Here is a 4,177-nt window from a genome sequence, read left to right on the forward strand (position 1 = left end):
CGTCGCTCCGCGCGGCGGCGCGCTCGCCCGGATCGACGCGCCCGAGCTGGCCGCCCATGCGGCCCGCGCCTGCCTCGCCGATACCGGCCTCGCGCCCTCCGCCATCGACGAGCTGATCCTCGCCAACGCCCTCGGCGCGGGCGGCAACCCGGCCCGCGTGGCCGCCCTCGCCGCGGGCCTGCCCGAGCGCGTCGGCGGGCTCACCCTCGACCGGCAATGCACCGGCGGGCTCGACGCGCTCACCCTCGCCGCCGCCCTCGTCGAAACCGGCCGCGCCACCACCGTGCTGGCAGGCGGGGCCGAGAGCTTCTCGCGCCGCCCGCTCCGCCTGGCGACCGATCCCGACGGCGGCGCGCCACAGCCCTACTTGCGCCCGCGCTTCTCGCCCGACCCTGCCCGCGACCCCGAGATGCACGAAGCCGCCCACGCCCTCGCCATCCCGCGCGCGGCGCAGGATGCCTACACCGCCGCCAGCCATGCCAAGGCCCTCGCCGCGCCCCCGCTGCCAGAGATCGCCCCGCTCAAAGGGCTGGAAGCAGACCCATACGCCCGCGCCCTCTCTCCCCGGCTTCTGGCCCGCGCAAAGCGCCTCGCAGGCGATGTCACCGCCGCCAACACGGCCCCCGAAGCCGACGCCGCCGCCCTGCTCCTGGTGACCACCGAAGGCCGCGCCCGCGCCCTTGGCCTGCCCGCAGTGGCTCTTGGCCCCTCCGCCATGCTCGGGGGCGACCCCACGCAGCCCGGCCTGGCCCCCGTAGCCGCCATCCGCGCCGTGCTCGCCGAAGCGGGGCACGCCGCCGGGGACCTCGATCACATTGAACTGATGGAGGCCTTCGCGGCCCAGGCGCTGGCCACGCTGGAGGCCACCGGCTTGCCCGAAGCTTGCACCAACCCGCAGGGCGGGGCACTGGCGCGCGGCCACCCCATCGGGGCCTCCGGCGCCGTGCTCGCCTGCCGCCTCTTTCACGCGCTCACCGCCCCGTCCGGCCCCTCCACCGGGCTGGCCGCCATCGCCGCTGCCGGAGGCCTCGGCAGCGCCCTGCTGCTCACCCGGGCCTAGCCCGCCCGCTTGCCAGGCGCGCCGGGGCCGGGTAACGCTCGCGCCAACGCCCGAACGGACCGAACGCCTTGCGCCTCTACCGCCTGCTCTTCAGCCTTCTTGCCCTGCCCGCGCTCACGCTGCTCTTCGCGCTGCGCCTGCTGCGTCGGGCCGAGCGCCCGGAGGACATCCGCGAGCGCCTGGCCACCACCGATGCGCCGCCCCTGCCCGGCCCGCGCCTATGGCTGCATGGGGCCTCGAACGGCGAGCTGGCTGCCGCCCGCACCCTCGCAGAGGCGCTGCTGACGGCGCATCCGCAGCTCCACCTGACCATCACCGCCAATACCACCACCGGCCGCGCCCTTGCCGCCGGCTGGGGCCTGCCTCGGCTCACCGCCTGCCTCGCCCCGATCGACAGCCGCGCCGCCCACCGCCGTTTTCTGGCACAGCACGGACCGCAGGCGCTGGTGATCGTCGAGAATGAGCTCTGGCCCAACCGCATCACCCTCTCGCGCGAGGCGGGGCTCGCCGTGATCGTCATCTCCGCGCGGCTCTCCGCCCGCTCCGCCCGCCGCTGGGGCAAATGGCCCGCGCTCGCCCGCGAGGTGCTGTCGTCCATCACCCTGCTCTCGGCACAGGATGCCGAAAGCGCCGAACGTTTCGCCGCCCTTGGCCTGCCCGAGCAGGCGCGCGCCACGCCCGTCGCCCTGAAAAACACCGCCCCGCCCCCGTCCGTGGACCCTGCTGCACTGCAAGACCTCGCACCGCAGTTTACCCGGGAGAACACCCTGCTGGCCGCCTCCACCCATCCCGGCGAGGAGGAGCAGCTGCTCTCCGCCTTCACGGAGGCCCGCAAAAGCCGCCCCGATCTGCGCCTCATCCTTGCCCCACGCCACGCGCGGCGCGGGGCCGAGGTTGCCGCCCTGATCGAGAGGGCGGGCTTGGCCTTCGCCACCCGCTCGAAGGGTGAGGCCCCCGGAGAGGCACCCGTCTTCCTCGCCGACACCATGGGCGAGATGGGCCTGTGGTATGCGCTGTCCGGCCTCTGCTTCACCGGCGGCTCGCTGGTCGAGAAGGGCGGCCACACGCCCTGGGAGCCGGTCCACTTCGGCTGCGCCCTGCTACACGGTCCCTCCTGCTTCAACCAGGCCGAGGCCTTCAACGCGCTGCACGCCGCGGGCGCGGCCCTCGAAGTGCGCGATGCGGCAGGCCTCGCCCGCGCCCTCGCCACCCTCACGCCCGCCGAACAGGCCCGCATGGCGAAGTCCGCCCAGGCGGTGGCACGCGCGCGCCGCGCCGATATCGCGCCCCTTCTCGCCGCCATCTGCGAAGCCGCCAATCTCGCCGCCGCCGCCAAAGCATGACACCTGCGTGAAAATCCGCGCGGCCCCTCTGGGCGGACCGGTCTCACATGCTAAGGTCGCCGGGAGAGAGAGAGAGTGACCCGCCCCATGAGCCACATGAAGCCCATCCACGTGCCTGTCCGCCTCGCCGGGCGGTCCAAGCGCGGGCTTCGCACCCAATTCGCCGCGCTCTGCTTCCGGGTCGAGAAGGGCGAAACCGAGGTGCTGCTGATCTCCTCGCGCACCCGCAAGCGCTGGATCATCCCCAAGGGCTGGCCGATGGACGGGCTCTCGGGCGCCCAGGCCGCCGCGCAGGAAGCCTGGGAAGAGGCCGGGGCGCTTGGCAAGAGCCTGCCCCACAGCCTCGGCGTCTACAGCTATTCCAAGCTCTCCGGCCCGCGCAAGGGCCTGCCCTGCCTCGTGGCCGTCTATCCCATGCAGGTCACGCGACTGCGCCGCAAGTACCCCGAGTGCAAGCAGCGCAAGCGCAAGTGGTTCTCGCTGAAGAAGGCCGCCGCCAAGGTCTCAGAGCCCGAGCTGCGCGCCATCCTCGCCCGCTTCGACCCGGCCCAACTCACCGGACTTCTGGGCCCCGGTAATTGAAACTTCACACCCCCGGCGCTAAATAAATCCACATGATCAAATACAGCCTTCAGTGCCGCGACGGGCATCGGTTCGAGAGCTGGTTCGCCGACGCGAAGGCCTATGACGCCCTCGCCCGTGCGGGCCACCTCACCTGCGCCGTCTGCGGCATGTCGAAGGTTGAAAAATCCATCATGGCCCCGCGCCTCGGCTCCAGCAGCACGGGCCGCGACGCGCCCACAGAGGCGCCAGCGCCCGCACGTCCGCTCAGCGCACCTGCCAGCCCGCAGGAAAAGGCCATCGCCGAGCTGCGCGAGAAGGTCGAGCGCGAAAGCGAATATGTCGGCAGCGAGTTTTCCCGCGTGGCCCGGGCAATGCATGATGGCGAAGAGCCGCATCGCTCAGTCCATGGCGAAGCGCGCCTGAAGGACGCGAAGGCGCTGATCGAAGACGGCGTGCCGATCATGCCCCTGCCCTTCACCCCGCCCCGGAAGACCAACTGATATGCCAACCACACCCCCCGTGGCCGCGCTCGTCACGGGCGCCAGCCGGGGCATCGGCCTCGCACTGGCGCAGCGCCTCACCCCCCACGGCGCGGTGATCGGCACTTGCCGAAGTGACCCGCCAAAGGCGGAGGGCCTTCGTTGGGCCAAGGTCGAGATGACCGACCCCGCCTCCATCACCCGCCTCGCCGAGGAACTTGACGGCGCCCCGCTGGAGCGGCTCGTCTGCAACGCCGGCATCTATCCCGACAAGGGGCAGGCGCTCGAGGACGGCTACCCGCCCGGGATGTGGGCGGAGAGCTTTGCCGTCAATGTCACCGCGCCCTTCCTCACCGTGCAGGCCCTGCTGCCCAACCTGCGGGCCGCGCAGGCGCCCCGGATCGCGCTGATCTCTTCCCAGATGGCCTCTCACACCCGTGCGCCCGGCGGCAGCTACATTTACCGCGCCTCCAAGGCCGCCCTGCTCAACCTCGGGCGCAACCTCGCCGCCGATCTGCGCGGCGATGGCATCGCGGTGGGCATCTACCACCCCGGTTGGGTCCGCACCGAAATGGGGGGGAGTGCAGCCGAGATCTCTACCGACGAGGCTGCCACCGGTCTGGCTGCCCGGATCGAGGATCTGTCCCTGGACAACAGCGGCGCCTTCCTCACATGGGATGGCCGCGAACACGCCTATTAGGCAAGCCCGCAAGTCCCGCGCCCTGCCTGCC

Annotated in this window: 5 protein-coding genes; all 5 read left to right on the forward strand. The window is 72.3% G+C overall.

Going from position 1 to position 4,177, the window contains the following annotated elements; translation table 11 throughout:
- Window positions 1-1,060 (forward strand): thiolase family protein (locus DYI42_RS23315; RefSeq protein ID WP_213549433.1); only part of this gene is annotated, 1,060 nt, incomplete at its 5' end.
- A gap of 68 nt (window positions 1,061-1,128) precedes the next feature.
- Entirely contained in the window at window positions 1,129-2,403 is a 1,275-nt protein-coding gene (locus DYI42_RS23320; RefSeq protein WP_213549434.1) for a 3-deoxy-D-manno-octulosonic acid transferase, read from the forward strand.
- 75 nt (window positions 2,404-2,478) lie between these two features.
- Window positions 2,479-2,985: an NUDIX hydrolase gene (locus DYI42_RS23325; protein WP_342344732.1), complete on the forward strand. Its 507-nt coding sequence runs from the start codon at window positions 2,479-2,481 to the stop codon at window positions 2,983-2,985.
- Between the two features lie 32 nt (window positions 2,986-3,017).
- Window positions 3,018-3,467, forward strand: a complete 450-nt coding sequence (locus DYI42_RS23330) for a DUF1178 family protein (protein ID WP_213549436.1) — start codon at window positions 3,018-3,020, stop codon at window positions 3,465-3,467.
- 19 nt (window positions 3,468-3,486) lie between these two features.
- Window positions 3,487-4,146: an SDR family NAD(P)-dependent oxidoreductase gene (locus tag DYI42_RS23335; protein ID WP_213549440.1), complete on the forward strand. Its 660-nt coding sequence runs from the start codon at window positions 3,487-3,489 to the stop codon at window positions 4,144-4,146.
- Window positions 4,147-4,177 lie beyond the last annotated feature (31 nt).

The organism is Vannielia litorea, from assembly GCF_018424695.1.
In the GTDB taxonomy this organism is placed as follows: domain Bacteria; phylum Pseudomonadota; class Alphaproteobacteria; order Rhodobacterales; family Rhodobacteraceae; genus Vannielia; species Vannielia litorea_A.

Coding starts and splice junctions, on each gene's coding strand:
- DYI42_RS23330 (WP_213549436.1), top strand. CDS start 3,018: ATGATCAAATACAGCCTTCAGTGCCGCGACGGGCATCGGTTCGAGAGC.